The 25,008-nt window shown below is 50.5% G+C and carries 21 protein-coding genes, 1 tRNA gene and 1 pseudogene; 13 read left to right on the top strand and 10 right to left on the bottom strand.

The genetic code is table 11. The features are described 5' to 3' along the window. The first annotated feature begins 334 nt into the window (after positions 1 to 334). Positions 335 to 1,741 carry a sugar porter family MFS transporter gene (locus tag SPL01S_RS05090; RefSeq protein ID WP_063197984.1) on the top strand — a complete coding sequence of 469 codons (1,407 nt, stop codon included), beginning with the start codon at positions 335 to 337 and terminating at the stop codon, positions 1,739 to 1,741. A 73-nt stretch (positions 1,742 to 1,814) separates the two neighbouring features. Next, complete coding sequence (gene galE, locus SPL01S_RS05085) at positions 1,815 to 2,831, top strand: UDP-glucose 4-epimerase GalE (RefSeq protein WP_063197982.1); 1,017 nt, start codon at positions 1,815 to 1,817, stop codon at positions 2,829 to 2,831. 65 nt (positions 2,832 to 2,896) lie between these two features. Here galE and purK read toward each other — a convergent pair whose 3' ends face one another. The 4 genes from purK to ppiB all read right to left on the bottom strand — a co-directional run bounded on the left by purK (position 2,897) and on the right by ppiB (position 5,879). Continuing rightward, positions 2,897 to 3,964, bottom strand: coding sequence for a 5-(carboxyamino)imidazole ribonucleotide synthase (gene purK, locus SPL01S_RS05080; protein ID WP_062869889.1), 1,068 nt, complete (start codon positions 3,962 to 3,964; stop codon positions 2,897 to 2,899). Then, positions 3,961 to 4,485 (bottom strand): 5-(carboxyamino)imidazole ribonucleotide mutase, encoded by a 525-nt coding sequence (gene purE / locus SPL01S_RS05075; protein WP_062869890.1) that lies wholly within the window; start codon positions 4,483 to 4,485, stop codon positions 3,961 to 3,963. The genes purK and purE overlap by 4 nt, the downstream gene beginning before the upstream one ends. Positions 4,486 to 4,651: 166 nt before the next feature. Then, the gene (gene lpxH / locus SPL01S_RS05070) at positions 4,652 to 5,374 is read right to left on the bottom strand and encodes a UDP-2,3-diacylglucosamine diphosphatase (protein ID WP_006324005.1); all 723 of its coding nucleotides are present in this window, start codon (positions 5,372 to 5,374) and stop codon (positions 4,652 to 4,654) included. Positions 5,375 to 5,384: 10 nt separating this feature from the next. Continuing rightward, complete coding sequence (gene ppiB, locus SPL01S_RS05065; RefSeq protein WP_062793098.1) at positions 5,385 to 5,879, bottom strand: peptidylprolyl isomerase B; 495 nt, start codon at positions 5,877 to 5,879, stop codon at positions 5,385 to 5,387. A gap of 331 nt (positions 5,880 to 6,210) precedes the next feature. Between ppiB and cysS the strand changes: the two genes are divergently transcribed. Beyond that, positions 6,211 to 7,596 (top strand): cysteine--tRNA ligase, encoded by a 1,386-nt coding sequence (gene cysS, locus SPL01S_RS05060; protein WP_006324011.1) that lies wholly within the window; start codon positions 6,211 to 6,213, stop codon positions 7,594 to 7,596. Between the two features lie 61 nt (positions 7,597 to 7,657). Here the strand turns inward: cysS and ybcJ are convergent, their stop codons facing one another. Then, positions 7,658 to 7,870: a ribosome-associated protein YbcJ gene (gene ybcJ, locus SPL01S_RS05055; RefSeq protein WP_004949428.1), complete on the bottom strand. Its 213-nt coding sequence runs from the start codon at positions 7,868 to 7,870 to the stop codon at positions 7,658 to 7,660. A gap of 10 nt (positions 7,871 to 7,880) precedes the next feature. Next, positions 7,881 to 8,747 carry a bifunctional methylenetetrahydrofolate dehydrogenase/methenyltetrahydrofolate cyclohydrolase FolD gene (folD, locus tag SPL01S_RS05050; RefSeq protein ID WP_006324012.1) on the bottom strand — a complete coding sequence of 289 codons (867 nt, stop codon included), beginning with the start codon at positions 8,745 to 8,747 and terminating at the stop codon, positions 7,881 to 7,883. A 209-nt stretch (positions 8,748 to 8,956) separates the two neighbouring features. Here folD and SPL01S_RS05045 point away from each other — a divergent pair, with 209 nt between their 5' ends. The 3 genes from SPL01S_RS05045 (at position 8,957) to SPL01S_RS05035 (ending at position 9,673) form a co-directional block, all read left to right on the top strand. Then, positions 8,957 to 9,157 (top strand): hypothetical protein, encoded by a 201-nt coding sequence (locus tag SPL01S_RS05045; RefSeq protein ID WP_037430385.1) that lies wholly within the window; start codon positions 8,957 to 8,959, stop codon positions 9,155 to 9,157. Beyond that, positions 9,154 to 9,450, top strand: a complete 297-nt coding sequence (locus SPL01S_RS05040; protein ID WP_063197980.1) for a hypothetical protein — start codon at positions 9,154 to 9,156, stop codon at positions 9,448 to 9,450. The genes SPL01S_RS05045 and SPL01S_RS05040 overlap by 4 nt, the downstream gene beginning before the upstream one ends. Positions 9,451 to 9,596: 146 nt before the next feature. Further along, a tRNA-Arg gene (locus tag SPL01S_RS05035) sits at positions 9,597 to 9,673 on the top strand. 516 nt (positions 9,674 to 10,189) lie between these two features. Here the strand turns inward: SPL01S_RS05035 and SPL01S_RS05030 are convergent. From SPL01S_RS05030 to SPL01S_RS25155, 3 genes are all read right to left on the bottom strand, one after another. Further along, complete coding sequence (locus tag SPL01S_RS05030; RefSeq protein WP_063197977.1) at positions 10,190 to 10,864, bottom strand: hypothetical protein; 675 nt, start codon at positions 10,862 to 10,864, stop codon at positions 10,190 to 10,192. A gap of 49 nt (positions 10,865 to 10,913) precedes the next feature. After that, complete coding sequence (locus SPL01S_RS05025; RefSeq protein ID WP_063197975.1) at positions 10,914 to 11,258, bottom strand: FxLYD domain-containing protein; 345 nt, start codon at positions 11,256 to 11,258, stop codon at positions 10,914 to 10,916. Between the two features lie 81 nt (positions 11,259 to 11,339). Next, positions 11,340 to 11,501 carry a hypothetical protein gene (locus SPL01S_RS25155; RefSeq protein WP_155729004.1) on the bottom strand — a complete coding sequence of 54 codons (162 nt, stop codon included), beginning with the start codon at positions 11,499 to 11,501 and terminating at the stop codon, positions 11,340 to 11,342. A gap of 342 nt (positions 11,502 to 11,843) precedes the next feature. On the opposite strand from SPL01S_RS25155, the gene SPL01S_RS05020 reads away from it, so the two are divergent. From SPL01S_RS05020 to SPL01S_RS04995, 5 genes and pseudogenes are all read left to right on the top strand, one after another. After that, positions 11,844 to 12,770, top strand: coding sequence for a helix-turn-helix transcriptional regulator (locus tag SPL01S_RS05020; RefSeq protein WP_063197973.1), 927 nt, complete (start codon positions 11,844 to 11,846; stop codon positions 12,768 to 12,770). Between the two features lie 284 nt (positions 12,771 to 13,054). Beyond that, positions 13,055 to 15,001, top strand: coding sequence for an ATP-dependent nuclease (locus SPL01S_RS05015; RefSeq protein ID WP_073972020.1), 1,947 nt, complete (start codon positions 13,055 to 13,057; stop codon positions 14,999 to 15,001). A gap of 216 nt (positions 15,002 to 15,217) precedes the next feature. Further along, positions 15,218 to 17,500, top strand: a complete 2,283-nt coding sequence (locus SPL01S_RS05010; RefSeq protein ID WP_063197967.1) for an nSTAND3 domain-containing NTPase — start codon at positions 15,218 to 15,220, stop codon at positions 17,498 to 17,500. An 80-nt stretch (positions 17,501 to 17,580) separates the two neighbouring features. Continuing rightward, positions 17,581 to 17,955 (top strand): annotated as a pseudogene (locus tag SPL01S_RS25000) (transposase); the annotation flags it as partial. Positions 17,956 to 18,927: 972 nt separating this feature from the next. Continuing rightward, positions 18,928 to 20,541: an SNIPE associated domain-containing protein gene (locus SPL01S_RS04995; RefSeq protein WP_063197962.1), complete on the top strand. Its 1,614-nt coding sequence runs from the start codon at positions 18,928 to 18,930 to the stop codon at positions 20,539 to 20,541. A 711-nt stretch (positions 20,542 to 21,252) separates the two neighbouring features. Here SPL01S_RS04995 and SPL01S_RS04990 read toward each other — a convergent pair. Next, positions 21,253 to 22,278 carry a GlxA family transcriptional regulator gene (locus SPL01S_RS04990; RefSeq protein ID WP_044033763.1) on the bottom strand — a complete coding sequence of 342 codons (1,026 nt, stop codon included), beginning with the start codon at positions 22,276 to 22,278 and terminating at the stop codon, positions 21,253 to 21,255. A 220-nt stretch (positions 22,279 to 22,498) separates the two neighbouring features. Between SPL01S_RS04990 and SPL01S_RS04985 the strand changes: the two genes are divergently transcribed. Both SPL01S_RS04985 and SPL01S_RS04980 read left to right on the top strand, forming a co-directional pair. Further along, positions 22,499 to 24,397, top strand: a complete 1,899-nt coding sequence (locus tag SPL01S_RS04985) for a beta-ketoacyl synthase (RefSeq protein ID WP_063197959.1) — start codon at positions 22,499 to 22,501, stop codon at positions 24,395 to 24,397. A 121-nt stretch (positions 24,398 to 24,518) separates the two neighbouring features. Beyond that, entirely contained in the window at positions 24,519 to 24,929 is a 411-nt protein-coding gene (locus SPL01S_RS04980; RefSeq protein ID WP_006324029.1) for a membrane protein, read from the top strand. The last annotated feature ends 79 nt before the right edge of the window (positions 24,930 to 25,008 follow it).

The raw sequence follows: 25,008 nt of genomic DNA, 5'->3' as shown, positions 1-25,008 counted from the left end.
CTCTCTGTCTAAAAAGCGCCTTTTCCCGTCCACCTTGATCCTTCGTTACAGATGTCACTCAAGTGAAATCGATTACAAATAAATGGCTGCCATTCAAAGTTAATATTGAAGTCTGACAAGCGGTGCTTTTTAACTTGAGAGTTATAGCAAACGACATAAAGTTATTTTTAAATATAATCAATGTTATATGTTTAATTTTTCACGTCGATACGTAGGGGTTCAAAAATGGAAATAATGTAACCGTTTCCACTAATGTGATCTCACTCACTTACCGCCTGCGGATTGCCTCCTATCATGACGGCTAACTGATTCAACGTTATCTATTGGAGGCTGTATGAGTGTTGCCGTCAAAATTGCGTCGGCTGAGAAAAGCCAGACGAATGCCGGTATGACTTTTTTCGTCTGTTTTCTGGCTGCGTTAGCCGGGCTGCTGTTTGGTCTGGATATCGGCGTGATTGCGGGCGCTTTGCCGTTTATTGCCGACTCTTTTCACATCACCAGTTCCCAGCAGGAGTGGGTGGTCAGCTCGATGATGTTCGGCGCGGCGGTCGGCGCCGTGGGCAGCGGTTGGATGAATTTCCGCATCGGGCGCAAATACAGCCTGATGATCGGCGCGATCCTGTTCGTGGCGGGGTCGCTATGTTCCGCAGCGGCGCCCAATGTGGACATATTGATACTTTCGCGCATTCTGCTGGGGCTGGCGGTGGGCATCGCTTCCTATACTGCGCCGATTTACCTGTCTGAAATCGCGCCGGAGAAAATTCGCGGCAGCATGATCTCGATGTATCAATTGATGATCACCATCGGGATTTTGGCCGCCTACCTGTCTGATACCGCGTTCAGTTACACCGGCGCCTGGCGCTGGATGCTGGGGGTTATCACCATTCCAGCCGGCTTGCTGCTGGTTGGCGTGTTCTTCCTGCCGGACAGCCCGCGCTGGCTGGCCTCGCGCAATCGCCATGAACAGGCGCGTCAGGTGCTGGAAAAGCTGCGCGACAGCAGCGCCCAGGCGCAGCATGAACTGAACGAAATCCGTGAAAGCCTCAAGCTGAAGCAGAGTGGCTGGGCGCTGTTCAAGGATAATAAAAATTTCCGCCGCGCCGTATTCCTCGGCATTCTGTTGCAGGTTATGCAGCAGTTTACCGGCATGAACGTCACCATGTATTACGCGCCGAAGATTTTTGGCCTGGCGGGCTTTGCCAGTACCGAACAGCAGATGTGGGGAACGGTGATCGTTGGGTTGGTTAACGTGCTGGCGACCTTTATCGCCATTGGGCTGGTGGATCGCTGGGGCCGCAAACCGACGCTGATCCTCGGTTTTATCGTGATGGCGGTGGGCATGGGCGCTCTGGGAACAATGATGAGTATCGGCATGAGCTCGCCGGCGACGCAATATTTCGCCGTCATCATGTTGTTGATGTTTATTGTCGGTTTCGCCATGAGCGCCGGCCCGTTGATTTGGGTGCTGTGTTCAGAGATCCAGCCGCTTAAGGGCCGTGATTTTGGCATCACCTGTTCCACCGCCACCAACTGGATCGCCAATATGATCGTCGGCGTGACTTTCCTGACTATGCTCAATTCGCTGGGCAGCGCCTATACCTTTTGGGTCTACGCGGCGCTCAACGTAGTGTTTATCTTTATTACGCTGGCGTTGATCCCAGAGACCAAAAATATCTCTCTGGAACATATCGAACGCAATCTGATGGCCGGCAAACCATTACGCAATATAGGTACGCGCTAGTCGGCTGGCTGCGCGCATGAAACAGGCTTATGCATCGGGTGTTAGCGCCCGATGCTGGTGAAAGGGGAGCATGATGGCGATTTTAGTGACCGGCGGCGCCGGATACATAGGTTCACATACGGTACTGGCGCTGTTGGAGCGCGGTGAAGAGGTGGTGGTGTTGGATAATTTGATCAACGCCTCCGAAGAGTCCTTACGCCGTGCAGAGCAACTGACCGGTAAAGCGGCGGTGTTCTGCCAGGGGGATGTGCGGGACGCGGCGTGCCTGAGCCGGATCTTCGCCGAGCACAAGATCGCTTCGGTGATCCATTTCGCCGGCCTGAAAGCGGTGGGAGAATCCACCCGCAAACCGCTGGAATATTACCAGAACAACGTAGCGGGCACGCTGGTATTGCTGGAAGCCATGCGCGACGCCGGGGTTCATCAGTTTATCTTCAGCTCTTCGGCGACGGTGTACGGCGAAGATGCGCCGGTGCCTTACCGGGAAGACATGCCGATCGGCGGCACGACCAGCCCTTACGGCACCTCCAAGTGGATGGTGGAGCAGATCCTGCAGGATTTCGCCAAGGCTGAACCGTCCTTTTCCATTGTGTCTCTGCGCTACTTCAACCCGGTGGGCGCCCATGAGTCTGGATTGATGGGGGAAGACCCCAGCGGGATCCCGAATAATCTGCTGCCTTATATTGCTCAGGTGGCCGTCGGCAAGCGGGATCATCTGAGCGTGTTCGGCGGGGACTATCCCACCAAAGACGGAACCGGCGTGCGCGATTACATTCACGTGATGGATCTTGCGCAGGGTCACCTGGCGGCGATGGATCACCTAAAGCAGATCGCCGGTTTTAAAGCTTATAACCTGGGATCCGGGGTGGGGCATTCGGTACTGGAGATGGTGCATGCGTTTGAGAAAGCTGCCGGCGTTGCCGTGCCTTATCAGATTTTACCGCGCCGTGCCGGGGATTTGCCCGCTTTCTGGGCCGATGTCAGTTTGGCTAAACGCGAACTGGGCTGGGAAGTGCAGCGCGGGCTCGATGCAATGATGCGCGATACCTGGAACTGGCAAAGCAAAAATCCGCAGGGCTATGCCCGGTAGTTTTTCATTGGCAGTAAAAAAGGGTTCAGCTTGCTGAACCCTTTGATTTTGTTGCGGAGTAAACCTTAAGCCAGCTTCTGTTGCGCCCAGGCCAGGCCGCTCTGGTATTCGGCCGGCAGCAGCGGTGCCAGTGCCTGCAACGCCTGTTGCAGCGCGGCGGCGCTAGGATCGTTCAGGTTGAGGTGGCCGACCTTGCGGCCATCGCGCACCTCTTTCTCATACCAGTGCAAATGCACCAACGGCAGCGCCAGCCACTGTTGATTCACGGCAGTGCCTATCAGGTTGACCATCACCGAGGGCGTGCTCACCACCGGTTTCGGCAGCGGCAGGGCGAGAATGGCGCGCAGGTGCAGTTCGAACTGGCTGATAGAGGCGCCGTTTTGCGTCCAGTGGCCGCTGTTGTGCACCCGTGGTGCCAGCTCGTTAATCAGCAGACTGTCGCCAACGATAAAGCACTCCATCGCCATCACGCCGACGTAGTTCAGCTCGTCGAGGATCGCCGCCAGCATCTGTTCAGCCTGCCGTTGCAGAGCGGGGGCAGGCTGCGGCAGCGCCACGCTGGTGCGCAGAATACCTTCTTCATGCAGGTTATGGGTCAGCGGGTAGAACACCGACTTACCGTCGTGCCCGCGCGCGCCGACCAGCGAAACCTCGCCGGAGAAGTTAATCCCCTGCTCGACGATGCACTCGCCGTAGGCATCCGCCGGCAGTTCCGCTTCCTGGCCCGGGCGCAAGCGCCATTGACCGCGGCCGTCGTAACCGCCAACGCGACGTTTGACGATCGCCAGTTCACCGAGGGTGGCGAACACCTGTGGCCACTCGGCGGCATCGGCCAGCAATTGCCACGGCGCGGTGGCCAGGCCGAGCTGATCGAGCAGCTGTTTTTGCGTCAGGCGGTCCGCCAGACGGGGGAAAATATCTCGATTGACGAAGCTACTGTGGGTCGCCAGTTCACGCGTCAGCGCGGTTTCCGGCCAGCGTTCGATTTCGGCGGTGATCACGCTGTTTTGATAGGGCACAGCTTCCGGTTCGGCGTCGATGCCGACCGGGTAAACGGCGATGCCCAGCGGCTCACCGGCCTGGCGCAGCATGCGCCCCAGTTGGCCGTTGCCCAGTACGCAAACCGGCTTCATGCTTCCTCCCGCGGATCCGGGTTGTTCAGCACCTCTTCGGTCTGTGCCTGGCGCCAGTCGGCCAGACGTTGCGCCAGCGCGGTGTCGTGCAGCGCCAGAATTTGCGCCGCCAGCAGCGCGGCGTTGGCCGCACCGGCTTTGCCGATCGCCAGAGTGCCGACCGGAATGCCGCGTGGCATTTGCACGATAGAATACAGGCTGTCTACACCGCTCAGCGCGGCGCTTTGTACCGGAACACCCAGCACCGGAACCAGCGTTTTCGCCGCCAGCATGCCCGGCAGGTGCGCAGCACCGCCCGCACCGGCAATGATCACGTCAAAGCCATTGGCGGTGGCCTGTTCGGCGAAACTGAACAGCTTGTCTGGCGTGCGATGAGCGGAAACGACTTCGACATGGAACGGGACATCGAGTTGGGTCAGGATTTCGGCCGCGAACTGCATGGTGGCCCAGTCACTTTTCGATCCCATTACAATTGCGATTTTAACCCCAGCGTTGGTGGCTGAAGCGGCGTTGGCTCCCATGGGTGTAAGGCTCCTGTAAGTGTACAAACGACGGCCGGTTGCCTGCGGCGGGAGGCCGAATGAGGGCGCAGATCATACCATGAGCGCACGGCGAGGAAAACGGTTGCGTCGCCGGTTTTCACCGTCGAAAACGCGAATTTTTTCACTCGCGTGGCAAGTCAGGGGGTTAGAAAGGGAATTGGATCAGTTCGACGGCGTCGGCGCTGACTTTGATCATCGAACCTTCAGCGTGCCAGGCGCCCAGCACCACGCGGTGAGCCTTGCCGTTGCTCAATTCCAGCTCATGCACCGCCGGGCGGTGGGTGTGGCCGTGGATCATCCAGTGCACGTTATGGCTCAGCATCGCCTGCTCAACCGCCTGCGGGTTGACGTCCATAATGGCTTGCGATTTGCCCTGATTGCTCTGCCGGCTGCGAGCGCGCATCTTGGCGGCGATCTTCAGGCGCCAGCGCAGGGGCATGGCCAAAAACAGCTTCTGGATTAACGGATTGTGCACCTTGCGGCGGAACTGCTGGTAGGCCTGATCGTCGGTACACAGCGTGTCGCCGTGCAGGATCAGGATTTTGCGGCCGTACAGCTCCAGCACTTTTTCTTCCGGCAGCAGATGCATGCCGCTGGCGCGGGCAAAGCGCTTGCCGAGCAGGAAATCGCGGTTGCCGTGGATAAAGTAGCAAGGCACGCCGGCTTGTTGCAGCGTCTTCAGCTCGGCGGCAATCTCCGCGTGCAAGGGTTCGGGATCGTCATCGCCGATCCAGGCTTCGAACAGATCGCCAAGAATGTACAGGGCTTCGGCGTGAATCGCATCGTGCCGCAAAAAGCGCAGAAAACCGGCAGTAATTGCCGGTTCCTGTGCGCATAAGTGCAGATCCGCGATGAACAGCGTGTTCATGCAGCCGCGATTACTCGCCGACGGTAACGCTGGTGACGATCACGTCTTCTACCGGAACGTCCTGGTGCATGCCGCTGCGGCCAGTTTTCACGGCTTTGATCTTGTTGACCACGTCCATGCCTTCAACCACTTCGGCAAATACGCAGTAACCCCAACCTTGCGCGTTCTCAGCGCGGAAGTTCAGGAAGTCGTTGTCAGCCACGTTGATGAAGAACTGAGCGGTAGCGGAGTGCGGATCGTTGGTACGCGCCATCGCCAGGGTGCCCACGGTGTTTTTCAGACCGTTGTTGGCTTCGTTCTTGATGGTCGCTTTGGTGTCTTTCTGGTTCATGCCAGGCTCAAAACCGCCGCCCTGAATCATGAAACCGTTGATAACACGGTGGAAGATAGTGTTGTCGTAGAAACCTGCACGGCAGTAGCTCAGGAAGTTTTCAACGGTAACCGGCGCTTTGTCAGCAAAGGTGTTGATAACGATGTCGCCGTGATTAGTGTGGAAAGTAACCATAGTTTTAGTCCTAACAAGATGAAGTGAGACGTCACGTAGAGCGAGTGAACATTCAGACCGACCTTATAACATATCTCTATTAACGAGTCAGCAGCGGCTAAACCGCGCAGGCTCTGTGGTAAATTGGGGGTTGTTATATTATAACAATGGCGGCGGCATTGATTTATACCCTGCGGCTTGCAAGATGGCGGGTATATCACCGATTTGCGCAACCCGGCGCAGCAAAGCGCGGGCTTAACCTTGCATTAGATCAGGCTTCGGGTTTCAATACGTTGCTGGATGAACAGCCTAATTATCATTTTTGTTATCACGCACACCACGGAATGTCCCGATGCTAAAGATTTTTAATACCCTGAGTCGTCAAAAAGAGGAATTCAAACCCATTCATGCCGGTAAAGTGGGCATGTACGTGTGCGGGGTAACCATCTATGACCTGTGTCATATCGGCCATGGGCGTACCTTTGTCGCTTTCGACGTGGTGGCGCGTTACCTGCGTTATCTCGGCTATTCGCTGAACTATGTGCGCAATGTGACCGACGTTGACGACAAAATTATCCGCCGCGCGACGGAAAACGGCGAAAGCTGCGATCAACTGACCGCACGCATGCTGGCGGAGATGCACGCGGACTTCGATTCGTTGCTGATCGAACGCCCGGATCAAGAGCCGCGCGCCACCCAGCATATCGCCGAGATCATCGAGATCACCCAACGCCTGATCGATCGCGATCACGCCTATGTAGCCAGCAATGGCGACGTGATGTTCTCGATTGATAGCGATCCGCAATACGGCCTGCTGTCACGCCAGGATCTGGATCAGTTGCAGGCCGGCGCGCGCGTTGAGATTGACGACGTGAAGCGCAACCCGATGGACTTCGTGCTGTGGAAGATGTCCAAACCGGGCGAACCGAGCTGGCAATCACCGTGGGGCGCGGGCCGCCCAGGCTGGCACATTGAATGTTCCGCCATGAACTGCAAGCAGCTCGGCACCCATTTCGACATCCACGGCGGCGGTTCGGATCTGATGTTCCCGCATCACGAGAACGAGATTGCCCAGTCCAGCTGCGCCCACGACGGCCCGTACGTCAACTACTGGATGCACTCCGGCATGGTGATGATCGACCGCGAGAAGATGTCGAAATCGCTGGATAACTTTTTCACTATCCGCGACGTGCTCGGCCATTACGATGCCGAGACGGTGCGTTACTTCCTGATGTCCGGCCACTATCGCAGCCAGCTAAACTACAGCGAAGAGAACCTCAAGCAGGCGCGCACCGCGCTGGAGCGTTTGTATACCGCACTGCGCGGCACCGACGCCAACGCGCAACCGGCCGGCGGCGAAGCCTTCGAAGCCCGCTTCCGCGAAGCGATGGACGACGATTTCAACACCCCGGAAGCCTACTCGGCGCTGTTTGATCTGGCGCGTGACGTTAACCGCCTGAAAGGCGAAGACATGGCGGCGGCCAACGGGTTGGCGGCGGAACTGCGCAAGCTGGCGAAGGTGCTGGGCCTGCTGCAACAGGAGCCGGAACAGTTCCTGCAAAGCGGCGCACAGGCTGACGACGGTGAAGTGGCGGAGATCGAGGCGTTAATCAAACAGCGTAACGACGCGCGCAAAGCCAAAGACTGGGCGCTGGCGGATGCCGCTCGCGATCGGTTGAACGAGATGAATATCGTGCTGGAAGACGGCCCGCAGGGGACCACCTGGCGCCGTAAGTAACAGGCGCAGCCGCAAACAAAAAAGGCGCTGACTATCAGCGCCTTTTTCTATGGAGCGGGGCTTACGGCTTAACTACAACCTGGCCGCCGTTAAACTCCACCACCTGATCGGCGACGATTTTGCAGCGTTTGCGCGTTTCGACTTTGCCGTTCACTTTCACCAACCCTTCGGCGATGACTTCTTTGGCGGCACCGCCGCTTTCACACCAGCCCTGGAACTTGAGCAGGTCGCACAGTTCGACGTGCGGGTGACTATCCAGATTAAAAGTTTCCATACTGCCTTACTTATTTAGGTTGAACGTCGTGATATTCCTCGCAGGCCTGCAAGGTATTTTGGATCAGTGTAGCAACGGTCATCGGGCCAACGCCACCCGGAACCGGGGTGATGTAGGCTGCACGCTCACTGGCGGCATCGAAATCCACGTCACCGACCACTTTACCACTTTCCAGACGGTTAATGCCGACATCGACCACGATCGCGCCCGGTTTGATCCAATCGCCCGGAATAAAGCCCGGTTTACCGACCGCCACCACCAGCAGATCCGCGTTTTCGATATGATGACGCAGATTCTTGGTGAAACGGTGGGTCACGGTGGTGGTGCAACCTGCCAGCAGCAGCTCCATGCTCATCGGGCGGCCAACGATGTTGGATGCGCCAACCACCACGGCATTCAGGCCGTAAGTGTCGATGTTATAACGCTCGAGCAGGGTGACGATGCCGCGCGGGGTACAGGGGCGCAGCTTCGGCGCGCGCTGGCACAGGCGACCGACGTTGTACGGGTGGAAACCGTCGACGTCTTTATCCGGATGGATACGTTCCAGTACTTTGACGTTATCGATGCCGGCCGGCAGCGGCAACTGCACCAGAATGCCGTCGATTTCGCCGTCGGCGTTCAGCTTGTCGATCAGTGCCAGCAGCTCGGCCTCACTGGTGGTGGCAGGCAGATCGTAAGAGCGGGAAAGGAAGCCCACTTCATCACAGGCGCGGCGCTTGCTGGCGACGTAAATCTGTGACGCCGGGTTCACGCCAACCAGCACAACCGCCAGGCCCGGGGCGCGTTTGCCGGCCGCCAGACGTTGTTTAACTTGCTCAGCCACTTCGTTTCTAACCTGCTGCGCAATCGTTTTACCATCAATAATCTTTGCTGCCATCAGTGAGGAAATCCATCAATTAAGAAAAGCGGGGGATGGCGCTATTTTGTCAGAAGCTGAGCGTGCTGTCAGGCGTTGAATCGCGATCGTCGGCGTTTGCCGGTGGGGATTTACGTTTTTTTTATGCCAACGGAATGATCCTCTACGCCTTTTTTACCGGCTGCTGCGTAAGCTGGCATTATTCATACTGCGGTACGGGAGTAAAAATCATGATGGTCATCGCCCGGTTGCACTCATTGCACCACCCGATTGATAGCCAACCGAAACACGTCGGTGAAACGGTGTTCGACTCTTCTTTGCACCCGGCGGATGTGGCTCAACTGATTGCGTTGCACCAACTCGCCGTACACAAGGCTCAGCCTTCATGGAGAGCGCGGCTGCACGCGTTGTACCGGAGGATGCGAGCATGAGAAAACTCGTGGGCATAGGTTTTATGCTGCTGGCGTGGATGCCCTTGGGCCACGCCTCGTTAAATGCTGCACCGGTCAGCGCCGCGCTCAGCCAGCAGCTAACGGCGGCCTGCAACCTGCTGACGGCGCAACATGCCGACTGGGGGAATATCAACGCGGTGGTGCGTTCGGCCCGCGTTTGCCTGCAACGCCCGGCAGGGCAGGAGCAATCCGAACGCCTTCCCACCACCGCCGATCGCGGCCTGGCCCAGCGCAGCAGCAGCCTGCTGCCGGATCTCACCCAAGATAAATGAAGGCGTTGGCCCAATGGGCGGCACGGGTGATGGGCGAAAAATCGCCATAAAGCACGGCTGCCGCCGTAACGTCATGAAAAGGCATTGACTCAGTGACCTCTGACCGTATAATCCCAACCCGCAACCCCCGGTTGCCGCATCCCAATGCGCCCTTAGCTCAGTTGGATAGAGCAACGGCCTTCTAAGCCGTAGGTCACAGGTTCGAGCCCTGTAGGGCGTACCATTAAGATTCAATGAGTTACCTCTGCTTTCCAACAACTACATTTTCCAAAAGTGCCAGATTAGTGACATTGCCCGCCATCGTGGCAGCTAGCCATCTTGTTAGATCGGAAATAAAATGAAGTAGTTTATCGATATGTACTGTCTTTAATGAAATTATCCTTGCTTCTCTTAAGACACCTATGGCCAATTACATTAAGTTATAAAAAATGGCTTTGTAAATTGTCAGCAGAATATTTTTTTTGATAAAATAAAAAAGCACCGTTACTTTACTGGTGCTTTTTTATGTCGCTATTATTTCTTTATTGGTGGGATTTTCGGGCCACTTGCTGGCACAAAAGAAGTCTGGGATGTCGTCTGACCCGAAGTCTGACAACCATATCCGGGAGTTTGAGTACCTTGCTGTGGCCGGGTTACCATCTGAAGACCCTCAGACATTACCTGAGCACCATTTGTTGCCATCTGTAGCCCATCTTGAATCCTGACCTGCCGACCATCAAAAGTCGGCATGCTGGTTTTTTTAGGCGTCTGATTGTTTTTCATGTGGAACCTCAATGTAATTTTCAAATACGATCATTTTACCGTATTCTTTTGATAAATAAATAAACCCAGTCGTCCAGAGAACAACTCCTGTTTCCGAATTGAGCACGGTAGCATTTAAAAGCCCCAGCTCCTGCGTTTTCTCATTTTCGTTATACAGATAGACTGTTCCATGAATGAGCATGTTATTTTCATGCAACAGAACGTAGCATTGCCCTGCATTTCTGTGCATGATTTCAACTGACCGTATAAAGGCATTATCATCACCGTATTTATTTGAAATGCCCTTACGCAGTAACAGTTCATGAAATGTCCGCTTGGTCGCAAGATAGACAGCTATCAGCCCCAAGGGGATAGCACAAAGCCCGCCAAATAAGATCTCCAGTGGATTAATCGCTATCTTTTCCTCATTGGGAATTGACCAGACTGACAGTAATCTCCAGTTAATGGACTTGGTATCACCGATCCCCGCAATCAGTTGAAATAAACTTACTGCTGCCTGCATTGCCAGATAAGTGGCGATGCCAAAAACCACAGACATCAGAACATATCGAAATGAATCCCACGATTTATGTTGCGTGTAGGTATCATAAATCAGGGCCATAATGACACCGGGAATCATTATTGTTACCAGAGATACTGTCAATGTGTTCATTTATATTCCTGATGATTCACTCCTGAGAACAAACCATTTAATAAAATCCTTAATTAATAACATCAACCTCAGTAACCTTAAAACTATCAGGCTTAACAGCAAAGCTGTTATAAGGAGCCTGTACTTTCCAGCGCTGTCCGGCCTCAAGATTTTCTACCATCGCGATAGTTTGCCCCACTACGGTATTATTTTGAAGAAGGTTAAATTTCACGAACACATGCTTTAGTGTCTGACTGGTAATATTAATACCATTACCTTCAATCTGCTGCATTCCATTTGGAGTTGTGGCAAAGCGAAGGTCAGAAAGGGATACCTGTTGGCTACCATCTGCAGCAAGCACTGAACCAGAGACCATAGCGACAGTAAAGATGATATTGCGAAGAGTTTTTTTCATTGAGTTACCAATTATAAGTATTGAGCTACGGGTGGTGAATAAAGGCAGGACGTAATGACCTGCCTAATACCGGTAATGCAACTACTTTGTTTTACGGCAAGCCGTGCAATGGGGAATAACCAGAACTTTACCCTTTTTCGGCAGAATCACCTTACCCGTCTTTTCATGAATGGCTTTTGTAGCAAAAGTGATTTCACAATCCTGTTTACAGCGTGGGCAGTAGCCCATTCGTGGTGTGGTCATATACCACTCCTTGTATTGCACGGAGTGTCATTTCACCGGAGGCAGGCTTGTCGGCTACGCTATGATTAACGTATACTCAACATTCGGATCAGCAAGACTCAGTGGTGAATGACGCTCCGCAGAGTTTTTGTTTTTCTGGTGAAGGACTGTCTGCAAACAGTCCTTCACCCCCCCTCAGAATTAATCCAACCAGACCAACAACTTCACCTGAATGAACCTTCCTGAGCTATCATGTCGATTTGATTACTTTCTCGACTGAGGCGATCCTATCTCATTGCGTAAAGCAGCGCAACATGTGATAATACACAGTATATTTAATAGATCATAAGTTGGAGCGTATCGATGACAATGTTTCATGATGTTCATCTGGAACTGCTGGTCGACGCCTATTCACTCCCCCAGGCAGAACGACTTGCGTACATAGATCTCTGTATTCGCTACCTTGGCAGCATCTCCAGAGCTGAAATTATGGCTGAGTTCAAGGTTGCTCAGGCTGCAGCATCTAAGGATCTTGCTCTCTATCGGGAGTTAAAACCAGATAACTGCAGCATTGATACTACAACCAAAAGAACTGTTATCCTTGCAGACAGCTATACCCCTCTGATCAGGATTAGTGTTCACACTGCCCTTAACCTTATTCAATATGGGTTTACGCGCTCCGAATTAATGCAAAAGCGGCCTATGCTACCCATTGATGAGGTGGACCCACTCTATCAGCCGGAACGTCTCAAAGAAGAACAGGTAGCTGCGGTAACAAGGGCAATAAAAGGACAATGCGCCATTAGATGCTCATATGGTTCAAAAAGTGGTGATCACAGGGAAAGGATACTGTTTCCATCAGCACTGTTTGTTGACCGCAAGAACTGGTATTTCAGAGCCTATGACCGAAATGAAGAAGAACCACATCGCAGTGGCTTTAAGAACTTCAAACTATCCAGGCTTTTTGATGCTCATTTGGATGCATCAATTTCACCGACTCTTGCTGAGAAGACGGATAGGGAGTGGGATGAAGAAATCACCTTTATTATTGAATTTAAAAAGAATTTGCCAAAAGAAACAATTAATGAGATATCGCGCGAGTTCTCTATCAATGGTAACGTCCATTCCGTCACCTGCCGCGCAGCACTGGCCTGTTATGTGAAAACCAATTGGAAAATTGACCTGACCAATGATGAAAATAATAAGTGGTTATACTTTGATGTACTGAATGCCGAGGCTTTACGAGAAGTTCAGTGTCTAGCACCATTGTTTGAACAAAAAAACGTGTAATTATTACAACAGATTGATTTGTGGCTGCTTTTGCAGCCACCCTCTTCATCTTCTACGGGCTGTTCTCATCTTAACCAACAAGCCATTGTTGGCTTACCTCCTGAGCAGGGGCTTTGCAACAAAGCTCATCCATCACATCCCTCTATCCATATTGTGCCGGAAAATATACCTGTAAAATCAGCAATGTTATTCGTAAAAATACGTATTTATAGTTGGCATCACTTTTTTGGATGGTTCGTTTATGTAGAGTAAGACTGCTATCTGTTTGTAATTAAGAGGGATGTATGGCAGCAGAGAATCGTTCAAAATTGCTTCGTATGACCATCCGGAACATTGGATGTATAGGGAATGAAGGCATAGATATAGCGCTCGATAACATTGTTTGTCTTGTAGGTAAAAACAACGCTGGTAAATCCACAGTCCTACGAGCATATGAGTTAGCTAAAGGGCCGATGGCATTTGATGCCAGCAATGATCGACACCAGCATGCTTCAGAGGATGAGCATTCAGAAATTTTGCTTGAAGTTCACATTCCTGACGGTATTGGTAATGTAGACGCAAAATGGAAACAAGAAAGAGACGGTTTTCTGGTCGTTAAAAGCCGTTGGCAGTGGAAAGCACCTGATTTTTTAAAAGTTCGTACAACTTGGGATCCTACCGCGGGAGAGCATGGTGAAGGGGACTGGGCAGAGGACACTAAAGCAGGCGGCGCTGATTCAGTTTTCAACTCACGTCTACCAAGACCTTTGCGTATAGGATCACTGGATGATGCAGGCAAAACAGAAGATGTGCTTCTAAGTTTTGCTCTCGCCCCTTTACAGAAAGAGCTTGAAAATGCGCGGCTTAATCCCGAATCGCCATTGGCAAAAGCGATTGAAAGTGTTTCCGGAAGTATCAACTTGCTTAGTGAACAGCATCAAGAACATTTCAATGGTATTGCGGGCCGAGTTTCCGAGGGATTTAAAGGTATTTTTCCGGGGCTGGATGTTAGTCTGAGTATCGGTGCAGCCCCTCTGGCTCCTAAAGTTGCGGATCTCATCAAGAATGGATCTAGTTTAAAAATCACTGACGGGAGGGCCAATACCTCTCTTAGCCAGCAGGGCACGGGCGCTCGCCGCGCACTATTCTGGTCAATGTTGCAAGTTCACAATGAACTTAATCGCGACAAAGAAGTACGTGCTGAATTCCGCAAGCGGCTTGAGAAAGAAGTAACTGAACTTGAGAAGAAGCTAAAAAAGCCACCTAAGAACGCTGATTTGGGTGCCCTTAATGATGAACTTACTCAGGTTAGAGCCCAGTTGGATGCCCATGATAGTGGTGCTCCGATCCCTGATAGTCCTGACGATCCAGCCTTTCCTGGCTATTTGCTGTTAATTGATGAACCCGAGAATGCCCTTCATCCCATGGCTGCTCGTGCAGCACAGAAACATCTGTATCAGTTGGCTAAGAATCCAGACTGGCAGGTGATTATGACTACCCACTCTCCGTGTTTTATCAATCCATTTGAAGATCACACAACTATTGTGAGGCTTGAACGCGATAATTCCGAAGAAAATTCAGCAGTTACACCAAGAACTTACCGCTCTGACCATATAGCTTTTGAAGGTGATGAAAAACAGCGCTTGCAGGCATTGCAACATATCGACCCCAGCTTTTCAGAGGTATTCTTCGGTTCCCATCCAATTCTCGTTGAAGGCGATACCGAACATGCTGCATTTATGGCCTCGATCATTGAGCGTGATAATGCATTGATGGATCAGATTGCGGTCATACGAGCTAGGGGGAAGGCCATCTTGGTACCGCTCATCAAGGTACTGACTCACTTCAAAATCCACTTCAGTCTTGTCCATGATTCGGATTCACCTAACCGCTCCGATGGAGTTAAAAATGGAATGTGGACTGAAAACCGAAAAATCCATGAAGCATTGTGCCAAGCCAGAAACGCAGGACTAACAGTCCGCCATCGAGTCAGTGTACCTGACTTCGAACGCTTCCTTGGTCACCGGGAAGCATACAAGGATAAGCCGTTGAATGCTTACCTGCAGATCAAGTTGGATGATGAGTTAGCGGAACGGGTTCAGAGGCTAATGGATTCCCTTCTGAACTCTGAGGAGCATTGCTCGTTTGGGAATGAAATCAATCACGATCTTTATATGGAAAAGTTACTGGGAGTTGTTTCTGGGTGGGCTGAGCTGAATGGATATGCGGAGGATGTGCGCTTTAAGGTCTAAAGCTGAAGGAAGCGGCATGTATATGATTATTCTGAGGTAGTAGAAATCTAACGGGGATGGATTACGTCAGAAATGACAATTTTTATTGACTACTAACATAGTAGTCATTGCTAGAGTAAACACTTACCTTATTAGGTCCTTGTAAGCAATCTCTAGACATCCCCAACATGCACTTTAAAATAGGTGTCTATTAAATCCATAATCCTAAGAAAATCAATGCAATCAATCCAGTTCGACCTCCACAAACTTGGATGGAAGGCTTTCGAGGATCTCGTGTCATGTATCTTGAAAGAGACCTTTGGGCAGACATTTCAAGTATTCTCTGACGGCGTTGATGGCGGCCGCGATGGGGCTTTCTATGGCACTTGGTCTGGAACTGGTTTCGGTGATGACATAAGCAGTAGTTTTACTACTCAATGTAAACATACCAGCAAACAAGGAATGAAGCTTTCAAAGGGAGTTGTTAGTGATGAACTTCCTAAGATTGAGCGGCTTGTGAGTAAAGGGCTAGCCGATGTATACCTTCTATTCACTAATTGTTCAGTTTCCGCCGAAACAGCCGCCGTGATGGAAGAGGACATGCGGAAAGCTGGTGCAAGGTTCGCAAGGATTTACGGGGCAGAATGGATAAACCACAGCATATCTTTACACCCAAGTCTTAGGCGTATGGTACCCCGAATATATGGCCTTGGTGACCTTTCCCAGATCATTACAAATCAGGCATTTCGGCAAGCGAAAAGTGTTCTCGATTCGATTGCTCCCGATCTTGCATGCTTCGTCCCCACAGAGGCATACCGCCGTTGTGCACACGCTCTCAGGGATCACGGATTTGTGATGCTTATAGGTGAACCTGCAAGTGGTAAGACCATGATAGCTAATTTGTTAGCGCTCTCAGCGGCTGATGAGTGGGGATTGCAAACACTGATTTTAAGTTCGCCGGAAGATTTGGATAGGCAATGGAACCCAGACGATCCAGGACAATTTTTTTGGGTTGACGATGCTTTTGGATCTAATCATTGCGACTTTAACCGAGTCCAGGAGTGGAATCAAAGGCTCCCTAAGTTGAAAGCTGCTATACATAAGGGAGCGCGAGTGATTTTCACTTCGCGCAGCTATATCTTCCGTGCAGCCCAGAATCGCTTAAATACAAATAAATTCGAGTTATTCAAAGATAGCCGAGTCACAATTGAAGTTGAGAAACTCTCCGATCCTGAAAAAGCCATGATCCTGTACAACCACTTGAAGCTTGGGAAACAGAATAAGGCATTTCGAAAGGCGATAAAAAATTTCCTACCAGTAGTAGTATCAGTGCCCAAGTTTCTTCCGGAAATTGCCCGAAGATTCGCCAATCCTCAGTTCACGAATAAGCTTGTGCCTAACGAAGCAGGGGTCGTTGGTTTTTTCTCAAATCCCACAGGGATCATGGCAGACATTATAGGTGGGTTTGCACCCGCTGAAAGAGCGGCCTTAGCCCTCGTATTTGCAAATGGAGGGGAACTACCAATACCAATTCGGTTAGAAACCCCTCAGACAACCAATATCATCACGTCCATGCAATCAAATCTTGGCGACGTAAAAGCTGCATTGTCAGCATTAGATGATTCACTTCTCAGGATTAGCAAAACACAAGACCAACACTGCTGGACATTCCGGCATCCAACCATTCGCGATGCTTTCGCAACCGATGTTTCGGGTAATCCAGAACTCGTCGATATCTACCTTTCGGGAGTCACAAAGGAAAGATTAATCGAGGAAATCAGTTGTGGTGATATGGGGATTGAGGGGATAAAACTGGTTGTGCCACACAGTATGTTCAACAGCGTTCTGGACATCATCGATCCTAGTGGCAACAGAGCCTCCATCAGTAGGCCAATACTCTCATTTTTGGCAAGCAGGTGTTCACCTGAATTCTTGGGGCTTTTTTTCAATAACGACAAAACAAAGGCTAATTTGCTTGATTTAATCAACTCTGCGAGAAGATACGATAATAGCCTTACAATACTGGGTAGGCTGAATGCAAATGGTCTACTCGGTGATGAGCTCAGAATAAAAGTACTGGACAGGCTGAGCGACCTTGCCGCAGTAAACCATTCAGATTGTTTCATCGAGGCCGACTTTGTCGGAGTTTTACTCTCGCAAGAAGAGAATGCCGCTAGGCTTTCAGTCCAAAAAGTCGGGTTTTACTCTAACATGAATGAAATAATCCAAGATATAGAGGATTCCTGGGGTACAGACGATGATGTAGACGAAGCATTCTACGATGTCACACGCCTTTTGGAGCGATTTCGTGACGAGAACAATGAACTTTACTGTGAGGATTTTTATGATGAAGATGAATGGCAAAAATCTGAACAATTCATTCGTGAAATCGAAGCTAAGAAAGATAGGCTGAAGCAGAAACAATCCGAAGCTGTGGATTACGACGAATTAGAAACAGAAGAAGCCCAGAGTACAAATTTGTCGTCAGGGCGGAGTATTTTCGATGATGTTGACGAGTAAATGTAAGCATCCCTGCAAAACGAACCATTCACTTTTAGAGATCTTCAGACATACTGAATATATCTTTTGAGGAGATCAACATGCTAAAAGCCCGATTCATTGAGGAGCAGATCATCGCCGTTCTGAAGTCTGTCGAAGCCGGACGCACCGTCTGCTGTGAGGCCACTATCTCTGAAGCCAGTTATTACAACTGGAAGGCTAAATATGGCGGGATGGAAGCCGCTGATATCAGAAAAATCAAAGATCTGGAGGATGATAATCGTCGTCTGAAATAGATGTTTACCGACCTTAGTCTGGAGTGTCGTGCTCTCAAAGACGTTATCGAAAAAAACTTTAAAACCAGCGATAAGCGTGAACTCGTCAGCTGTATGGTAACGCAATTTACGATGAGTATACGTCAGGCATGCAGAAAATTATCGCTGAGCAGGACGGTGTTTCTCTATCAGCCGGATAACCGAGAGGTATTAGCTCCTGAAAGGTAATAGCCATTATTACATTTACAGTGCGTAGCCTTTTCTATTTGGATAATACAATGAAATTTCTGCGTTACCAAACGAGTTAAAAGAATCGATCTCAGTGAGTTGTTAGCAACGTCACCTTAATAATGTTTAACCCAAAAAATTAACCAGAGAATTTTTGCCAGCTGCGTTTATCGCGATGGAGCGCCGTGATAGCGCTTCGGATGAGTGCGGCACTTAATCTAACTTCCTCAAGCCTTTCCATCTCCTGCCCAAATATTCAGTCACTAAGACTCTTGGGGTGGCTTTAATTGAATTGGCTGTAGTTTAGGCTTTATCTAGAACATCGTCTCTTGTAGTCTCACCCGAATAATTATACTCAGTGTCTGATAATTGGTATTTAACTCCATCGCCACTAATAATTTTTCGCCTGAATCCCTTTCCTGACATTTCCTTATGTAGTTCTTAATAATCATCAGAGTCTGCATTATGAAGTTCTACTCGAATGGCGAATGATGCCATAATTTTTCCTGATTGGTTGTATGAGATTCCAAAGATACCACTGACTCCTGAAGTAAAGAATTAGCAGGCAAATAATTTACAAGCTGAGCTAATGCCCGGCGTTTTTGTTTCCATCACCCGGATATCGAGCTGTGCTCCGGTGACGGAGGTCTATGAGAATAGCTAGTGTTTCTCACTTCAACTCAGTAAAAATTTTGCCGTTATTCTTATTAATAAAGTGTATGTGTATCAGGTTTTTTGTATTATCTCTGCTGAGATATATTCCATAGTGTAGGTATTCCAGTCTCAGACAGCTGAATGCTACTGCTCATGGGTAGGATGATACCGAAAAACTATGGGTGGCCAGACTCGCTATTATATCTCTCCATATCGATCACAAAAGCCCGAGTAGGTAGGGTGCTTTCATCACACTCATAACAGATAGTCAATTTACAGGGATAGTTTTCAATGAATTTCATATATTACTCAGCCGCAGGAGTTATTGCTTTCATCGCTGTCTTGGTTGTGTTGGTGGTAAAAAACAAAAAATTAAAAGCCGCTAAAGCAGATGCTGCAGACAAAGCCGTACGTCTCGAACGTTACGCGACTATCACGGATGCTGAAGCGGAAGCCGACCGTATCCTCAACCTTGCCAAGGAAACGGCACAAGAGCTGGAAACCGATTCACAGCGCATTTTGGATGAAGCGAAAACCGTAGCGGTTACCACTATCGCTGCCAGCGAAGCTGAAGCAAAAACTATTATCACGCGTGCCGATGGCATCCTTTCTGATGCACGGGTCGCTGCCAAGCGCTTGAACGCCGACGCACTGGCTGCCGTGGAAACGCAACACGCCAAACGTGCTGAAATCGAAAGGCAGATTGACGAGCTACGCATTTCATACCGAGACAAGAAGATCACTCTTGACGAGCTGGAAGAAGCACTGTCCATCTATAAAGACGACATGGACTTTGCCGAGATGGGCTTCTATGCACCGCACTTCGATTTTGATACCTCTGAGGCTTTCCAGGATGCTATCCGTGCCAACCGCCAGCGTCAGAAAGATATGCTGCGTGTGAAGACCGCGCTGGGTGCAATCTACTGCTCCACAGAATGGACCGTAAGCGGCTCGAAGACCGAAGGTAAGAAGATGACCACACGTGGTATCAACTTGACCGCCCGTGCGTTTAACGGTGAATGTGATGCAGCCATTGCCAACACAAACTTTAAGAACGCGGCAACCATGGAGTCACGTATCTATAAAGCCTTTGATGTGTTGAATAAGCTGAACGAAGTGAACCAGATCCATATCAACCACGCTTATCGTGATCTGAAAATTGAAGAACTGCAGCTCACGTTTGAATATCGGGCCAAAAAGCAGGAAGAGAAAGAAGAACAACGCGAAATCCGTGCTCAGATGGCGGAGGAACGTAAAGCCCAGGCTGAGATTGACAGGGCCATTCGTGAAGCTGAAGAGGAAGAACGCCGTGCTCAGAAAGCTCTGGATAAAGCACGTAAAGAAATGGCCGAGAAACTGGCAAAAATGACTGCTGAACAGGCATCAAAATATCAAGAGAAGATAGACATCTTACAAGATGCTCTGACCGAAGCAGAGCTGAAAGGGCAGAAAGCCCTGAGCATGGCGCAGCAAACCAAACGCGGCCACGTTTACGTTATTTCTAACATCGGTTCATTTGGAGAGAACGTCTTTAAAATTGGTATGACGCGTCGCCTAGACCCACAAGACCGCGTAGACGAACTGGGTAGTGCTTCTGTCCCATTCCTGTTCGATGTCCATGCGATGATCCATAGTGATGATGCTCCGGCCATGGAAAACTCGCTTCACCAGCATTTCAGCGAGAAGCGCACCAACCTAGTGAATAAACGTAAAGAGTTCTTTAACGTGAGTCTGGAAGACATTAAAGCGGCGGTGTTTGATGTGGCGGGTAATGACGTGGACTTTATCGAAACCGCAAGTGCCCAGCACTATCATGAAACGAAGGCAATTCGTAAACAGCAGGCAGCGGAAGCCACACTAACGAACTATGAAGTGAAACAGCCTCGATTTGCCGAAACCATTTAAACTTCAGTACGGAAAAGTTTCTCCTAAAAGAGGCTCGATTGGCAGAGTTGTTCTTCAGTTCGCTAAAAAGAGCCTGTCAGGAAACAGATATATCAAACCCGGAATATAAGCCCGGGTGGATATCTTCGATTTCTGAACCCCTGCTCTTATAGACAGTTCTCCCCAAAATCCCCTATAAACACAGCAGTTCGATCATGGCCCGAGTTGCCGGCGATGCGGTACGTATACCACCGAGAAGGGGTGTGAACGGCCGCGCAAATACGGCACTATTCCTATCGACCGACCGCTTTCCATTCGGTCATGAACGATAAATTCGTAGCTCTGGCAAATGCCGATACCCTGTTTTGCCAAGGACGCCACACCCAATACGTCATCGTAAATTTTGATGGATGAACTGGGCACTCAGTCAACATCACGCTCACCGACGCAAAATTCCCACTGCGCTAGCCGACCGGTACACGGCATGATGAACGACAGATGCGCACGCTCATGCGGTGCCGACCGAGATCTTGTGCAACACTGCGGCCACAGATGAACAGATTGCCGCAAAAATCCAGGATCTTGGCTCCGTAGGCGATAATACCGATGACACCGTGAAGTTTGATCCCAAGAGCAGGACGATGTGGCGCTTGCCATTGAGCGAACGCGTGGCGAAAGCTGGCTGATTGGGCATGAGATGGGAGTGGGGGCCCCTTGCGGGGCCCCGTCAGGTTAAAGTCTTGATTCAGCCTCGGCGGCGGAGTGTTCCGTGCGGAACATCTTGGCGCGAACGGTTTTGCGATAATCACCGGGTGAAACGCTGGAGATGCGTTTGAACTGGCGGTTAAAGTGCGCAATATCCTGGTAACCCACCAGACCGGCAATTTCTTGAATACTCAAATTGGTCGTTTGTAACATATTGATTGCGGACTCAATCCTAGCCTTCAATAGATATTGCAAGGGTGAAATATCGGTCGCATTTTTAAAGCGGCGGTTAAAGTTGCGCAAACTCATGCCTACCATATCGGCGAGTTTTTGCATCGGTAAATCTGTCATGCAATTATCTTTTATCCAGGTTTGGATCTGGATTATATCCTCATCAGGATGAGGCTTATTTTCTTCTCTGTAACACTGGCGTTCAAAGTGGCTACGGATCTCGTGGAAGAAGGTACGTTGCGTATGGTTTGCCACTTTTTTACCGTAGATGGTCTCAATAAAATGAATCGTGAGATCGGAAAGGGCCTTAACGCTGGCAGCACAGAAAATATTCTCGGACTGGGTGATGAAGTATTTTGTTTTTAAATTCACCTCGGGATAATCATGTGCAAACTGTTCGAAATAGTGCCAGTGGGTGGTTGCCGGTTGAGCGTCCAAGAGTCGGGCTTCGGCCAAAAAGCAGCACCCCGTCCCGACGGCGGCTATCCGCGTGCCTTTTGCCGCCTGCATTGTCAGCCACCGGGTGATGGCCGTGTTCTGTCTTACTATAGGGCGCGGATTGCGCCAGATGGCGGGCAGATAGATGATGTCGTAATCGGCATCGTCTTCCAGTACGTCATCGGCAATCAGGCTAAAACCGCTGTGTGTAGGTATGGGATTTTTATTAATACTGATCGTACTAATATTGAGGATATTTTCGGGTCTGCATAGGGTAAGTGTGTATTTATCTTGATTTTTCTGATTGTTTCTTTGTTCCGCGAAATAACTGCTTGCTGCTGATTTCCACATTTCTATCGGTAGGCTGAGGCCTGAACTCAGCATGTGTTCACACAATACAAATCCTATCTTTGTATTTCTCATTTTCCGGTAAATACCTGATTTATTATTTGGTTATTGCTTTTCACACCTGTCTTGGCCAAAAAAGTCTGCATTTTGGCCGGATTTTCATAATAGCTTTTGCCCACGCTTTGTAAACTGATATCTGTAAATTATCTAAAGTAAGTGAAGGCATAACGATGCCGCAGAAAGGCTAGGATACTCTATGGTCAAGTTACCTGTCATAACCGCCTTCGGTGGCTACGGGCCCGCAGGTCGGAGCTCTTCGCACCACGCGTTTCGTCGCATGGTCATGGAGTCTTTGCCGGAGGACCAGCAGCAAGAAACGCTATTATCATTAGCAGTACTGATGGGATTGCTTAAATATCAGGATGACGGCTACCTTAACGCGGAAGGGAATATGCGCTCAGCCGCACAGGCAGCGGCTGAAATAAAAGAAGCCGTGTTGCAAGGCACACTGATCAGGAAGATCGCCAAAGAGTATTTTGACGTTGATGCCGTGGCCAGCCATGCCAAATTGAATATGGCTGCGGGCGCGGAAGCCTTGAGTTTTGATCTACCCAGCCGGCAGGTGCCCCAGCCTCTGCCGCAGGGGTGGCGGGCTGAGCCGCTTCCGGACGATCGGGTGCGCATTACCGTTCGCGGTGAAATGGACTGCAAAATCGACGTCACGCTGCGCACTGAAGCGCAGGCCGCCGGGCAATTGCCACAGGGGTTCAGGCCGGGTGACCACTACAGCTCGCAGTTTCATCCCCGTGCGTTGCAGATGGCGATCGTCGCGGCTTCAGATGCCATTAATGCTCTGGGGATCCCGTGGCGTGAAATCCGGGCGCTGATTGCGCCAGACCAGCTAGGGGTGTATTCCGGCAATATTCTGGGGCAGCTCGACGATCAAGGGTTTGGCGGTATGCTGCAATCGCGGCTGAAGGGCAACCGCGTCAGCGCCAAACAGTGCCCGTTAGGCCTGAACAGCATGTGCGCCGATTTTTTGAATGCCTATGTGCTGGGCAGTGTGGGGCACACCAGCGCTACCCTGGGCGCCTGCGCCACTTTCCTCTACAACCTGAATGCTGCAGTAGAAGATATTAAGGCGGGCAGGATCCGCGTGGCCATCGTAGGGAGCGCGGAGGCGCCGATCACCTCGGAAGTGATCGAGGGCTTTGATGCGATGGGGGCGCTGGCGACGGAGAGCAAGCTCAAACGTATCGATGAAACCGAAACGGCAGACTGGCGCAACAGCAGCCGCCCGTTCGGCAACAGCTGCGGTTTTGTGATTGCCGAGTCCAGCCAATATATTGTGCTGATGGATGATGAGCTGGCGTTGCAGCTGGGGGCGGAGATCCACGGCTCGGTGAGCGATGTTTTCATTAACGCCGACGGTTATAAACGCTCTATCGCCTCGCCGGGGCCGGGCAATTACATCACTATGGCGAAGGCCGTAGCCTCTGCCGTCACGATGGCCGGGTTGGCATGCGTACAGAAAGGCTCTTTTATCCAGGCGCACGGTTCCAGCACGCCAAAAAACTGCGTGTCCGAAGCCGAGATCTTTGACCGGGTCGCCGAAGCCTTTTCCATTAACGCATGGCCCGTCACGGCGGTGAAATCTTATCTGGGGCACTCATTGGGGCCGGCGAGCGGCGATCAGTTGATTAGCTGCCTGGGTACCTTTAAGTACGGTATCTTGCCGGGAATCAAGAGCGTGAATCAAATATCGCCGCAGGTGAATGATGCTCGCTTGCTGATCCCAACCCAGGATCGGCCTTTGTCTGCCGACCAGGCGCAGATCGCTTTTATCAACTCGAAAGGGTTTGGCGGAAATAATGCTACCGGCGTGGTCTACTCACCGCAACTGACGGTGCAGTGGTTGCGCAAGCGGCATGGTGAACAGGCCTTTGCCGACTACCGGCAGCGCAGGCGGCAGGTAGAACAACAGGTGGCGGCTTATGATGCGGCGGCATCGCGCGGTGAATTGAACGTTATCTATCTTTTTGGGCAGCATGGCATGAATGAGGATGAGGTTAAGATCGACATGAACGGCATCACGATGCCGGGATTTGAACAACCGATTCATTATTCCAAAGTTAAACAATTTACAGATTTTTAATTATACGGATTTATAACTTTGTAGCGTTGAAGTTATTCAGAACACTATTTTTTATTTATAAGGGTGCTTGCGATTCCGCAAGCACCTTATCTGTGTGGTGATAATAATCAGGAGAAGTAAAGTGGTTAATCTCAGTGAGATGCTGATTGCCTTTGGTTGGGGCGGTATTGTTGTGGGTATTATGATGGGCGGCTTAATGGGGATGTACGCTTTTAAGGGGCCTTTTCGGGCGCCTAAAGGGCATGAGAATTACACCGATTTAAACCGCAGGATGTTGAGATTGGCGCATATCGCTTTTATTATGCTGCCATTAATATCAATGCTTTATGGCATGAGCATTGACACCTTACAGGTTCCGTACGTTTACAAGTATTATGCGGCGATATGCATGGTCATTCTTTCCGTGGGTATTCCTGTATTGCTGATTGCCGCCTGTTTTTACTTACCCTTCAAATATATTCAGGTTATTCCTTTTAGCTGTGGGATGTTTGCCTTGGTTGTTATGGCCGTAGGCAAGGTATCCGCCTTGTAATCTTCTATCAACCGTAGTTTTTATATTGAGATCCTAATAATGGAAACGTTACTGAGTGCACGCCAACTCGGCAGAGACG

The organism is Serratia plymuthica NBRC 102599 (assembly GCF_001590925.1).
GTDB lineage: Bacteria > Pseudomonadota > Gammaproteobacteria > Enterobacterales > Enterobacteriaceae > Serratia > Serratia plymuthica.
The sequence above is the reverse complement of the archived record's forward strand: the minus strand, read 5'-3'. Positions and strand labels throughout refer to the sequence as shown.

Excerpts from the sequence above, each read along its gene's own strand:
- SPL01S_RS04995 (WP_063197962.1), top strand. The coding sequence starts at position 18,928 with ATGAATTTCATATATTACTCAGCCGCAGGAGTTATTGCTTTCATCGCT.
- cysS (WP_006324011.1), top strand. The coding sequence starts at position 6,211 with ATGCTAAAGATTTTTAATACCCTGAGTCGTCAAAAAGAGGAATTCAAA.
- SPL01S_RS04985 (WP_063197959.1), top strand. The coding sequence starts at position 22,499 with ATGGTCAAGTTACCTGTCATAACCGCCTTCGGTGGCTACGGGCCCGCA.
- ybcJ (WP_004949428.1), bottom strand. The coding sequence starts at position 7,870 with ATGGAAACTTTTAATCTGGATAGTCACCCGCACGTCGAACTGTGCGAC.
- purK (WP_062869889.1), bottom strand. The coding sequence starts at position 3,964 with ATGAAGCCGGTTTGCGTACTGGGCAACGGCCAACTGGGGCGCATGCTG.
- SPL01S_RS05040 (WP_063197980.1), top strand. The coding sequence starts at position 9,154 with ATGAGAAAACTCGTGGGCATAGGTTTTATGCTGCTGGCGTGGATGCCC.
- SPL01S_RS05020 (WP_063197973.1), top strand. The coding sequence starts at position 11,844 with ATGACAATGTTTCATGATGTTCATCTGGAACTGCTGGTCGACGCCTAT.
- ppiB (WP_062793098.1), bottom strand. The coding sequence starts at position 5,879 with ATGGTTACTTTCCACACTAATCACGGCGACATCGTTATCAACACCTTT.
- SPL01S_RS05010 (WP_063197967.1), top strand. The coding sequence starts at position 15,218 with ATGCAATCAATCCAGTTCGACCTCCACAAACTTGGATGGAAGGCTTTC.
- SPL01S_RS05045 (WP_037430385.1), top strand. The coding sequence starts at position 8,957 with ATGATGGTCATCGCCCGGTTGCACTCATTGCACCACCCGATTGATAGC.
- lpxH (WP_006324005.1), bottom strand. The coding sequence starts at position 5,374 with ATGAACACGCTGTTCATCGCGGATCTGCACTTATGCGCACAGGAACCG.
- SPL01S_RS04990 (WP_044033763.1), bottom strand. The coding sequence starts at position 22,278 with ATGCTGAGTTCAGGCCTCAGCCTACCGATAGAAATGTGGAAATCAGCA.
- SPL01S_RS05090 (WP_063197984.1), top strand. The coding sequence starts at position 335 with ATGAGTGTTGCCGTCAAAATTGCGTCGGCTGAGAAAAGCCAGACGAAT.
- purE (WP_062869890.1), bottom strand. The coding sequence starts at position 4,485 with ATGGGAGCCAACGCCGCTTCAGCCACCAACGCTGGGGTTAAAATCGCA.
- SPL01S_RS05025 (WP_063197975.1), bottom strand. The coding sequence starts at position 11,258 with ATGAAAAAAACTCTTCGCAATATCATCTTTACTGTCGCTATGGTCTCT.
- SPL01S_RS25155 (WP_155729004.1), bottom strand. The coding sequence starts at position 11,501 with ATGACCACACCACGAATGGGCTACTGCCCACGCTGTAAACAGGATTGT.
- galE (WP_063197982.1), top strand. The coding sequence starts at position 1,815 with ATGGCGATTTTAGTGACCGGCGGCGCCGGATACATAGGTTCACATACG.
- SPL01S_RS05015 (WP_073972020.1), top strand. The coding sequence starts at position 13,055 with ATGGCAGCAGAGAATCGTTCAAAATTGCTTCGTATGACCATCCGGAAC.
- folD (WP_006324012.1), bottom strand. The coding sequence starts at position 8,747 with ATGGCAGCAAAGATTATTGATGGTAAAACGATTGCGCAGCAGGTTAGA.
- SPL01S_RS05030 (WP_063197977.1), bottom strand. The coding sequence starts at position 10,864 with ATGAACACATTGACAGTATCTCTGGTAACAATAATGATTCCCGGTGTC.